Below are 1,528 nucleotides of genomic sequence, written 5' to 3'. Positions count from 1 at the left end.
ACCTGCAATTCTGCAGAGGCATCAATGACCAGAATGCGATCTACCAAGGCTTTTTGCGATGTTTCCAGCAGCAGAGGGGAAACCAGAACGGTATAGGGCGATTGGCTTGCCCCGATCTGCCGGTGAAGTTCGTCACCTATGGCGGGGTGGGTAATACCTTCGAGGGTTTTTAGTGCGTCCGGGTCAGCAAACACGATCTCGCGGAGTGCCCGCCGATCCAGCGCGCCGTCGTCGGCGATGACATGCTGGCCAAAATGCTCGGCGATGGCGAGTAAGGCGGGCTGCCCGGGCTCAACCACCACCCGTGATGCAAGATCCGCATCCACAATGGTGATGCCCTGTTGTGCAAGATAATCCGTGGCAGCGGTCTTGCCGCTACCAATGCCACCGGTAAGACCAACAACAAACATGATGAATTCCGCTTGCATGCATCACGCAACACGCGCATCACGCGGTGCCTGTTGGCGTGCCTGCGTGTAGCGTGGGGCGTGTTTGCGTTAGAGTTTGAACATTCCCAGATACGAGCTGACGATACTATCGCCCCAGAGCAGGGCAATCCACCCGGCGGTGGCCAGATAAGGTCCGAAAGGGATTTGCGTGCGCTTCTCGCCGCTGAACATCATCATGGCGATCGCGAAGACCAGCCCGACCACCGATGACAGCAGAATAATCACCGGCAGGTATTGCCAGCCGACCCAGGCGCCCAGCGCGGCCAGCAGCTTAAAATCGCCGTAGCCCATGCCTTCTTTACCGGTGATCAGCTTGAACAGCCAGTACACACTCCAAAGCGAAAGATACCCGGCCATGGCACCGACCACCGCATCGCTCAATGAAACCGGCGATACGCCCATAACGGCCGCCAACAAGCCTGCCCAAAGCAACCAGTAGTTCAGACTGTCCGGCAGCAGGGTGGTGTCTGCGTCGATCATGGCGGCGGCCAGCAGCACCCAGGTGGCAAAAAGCGTAAACACCAGCCAGGGACCATACCCGAAGTGCCAGGCACACAGTCCGGCGAGCACACCACTGACAAGTTCGATAATGGGGTAGCGTTTGCTGATCGGGGTTTTGCAACCCTTGCACTTGCCGCGCAGGGCCAGCCAGCTAAACACGGGAATATTTTCATACCAGCTGATCGCATGGCTGCATTTCGGGCAGCGCGAGCGCGGTGTCACCAGGTTGAAAATGCCGCCACTGTCTTCCGCTGGCAGCTCCAGGATCTCGCGGGCTTCCTGCTTCCAGCTCCGCTCCATCATCAACGGCAAACGATGAATGACCACATTCAAAAAACTGCCTACCAGCAGCCCCATAACAACACAAAGCCCGACCAGAAGGGTCGGGCTGGACGAAAGAAGCGCCAGAGAATCTGAAATCATTATTAACCTACAACGTTACCCAACTGGAAGATCGGCAAGTACATGGCAATAATCAGGCCGCCAATCAGTACGCCCAGCACCGCCATGATCAGCGGCTCCATCATGCTGGTCAGGCCATCGACCGCATTGTCTACTTCCTCTTCGTAGTAAACGGC

3 protein-coding genes are annotated in these 1,528 nt (G+C 57.2%); all 3 read right to left on the bottom strand.

The genetic code is table 11. From position 1 onward, the window contains the following. The coding region (gene coaE, locus A3730_RS22865) for a dephospho-CoA kinase (RefSeq protein ID WP_231884019.1) at positions 1-410 on the bottom strand (410 nt) is incomplete at its 3' end. Between the two features lie 87 nt (positions 411-497). Continuing rightward, on the bottom strand, positions 498-1,373 hold the full coding sequence (locus tag A3730_RS22860; protein WP_197468654.1) for an A24 family peptidase: 876 nt from the start codon (positions 1,371-1,373) through the stop codon (positions 498-500). Between the two features lie 2 nt (positions 1,374-1,375). Then, positions 1,376-1,528, bottom strand: a 153-nt coding sequence (locus A3730_RS29935; RefSeq protein ID WP_197477581.1) for a type II secretion system F family protein, incomplete at its 5' end; no start/stop codon positions are given.

This window comes from Alcanivorax sp. HI0044 (assembly GCF_001634945.1).
Note: the sequence above shows the minus strand (reverse complement) of the source record. Positions and strands in the feature narration are given on the sequence as shown.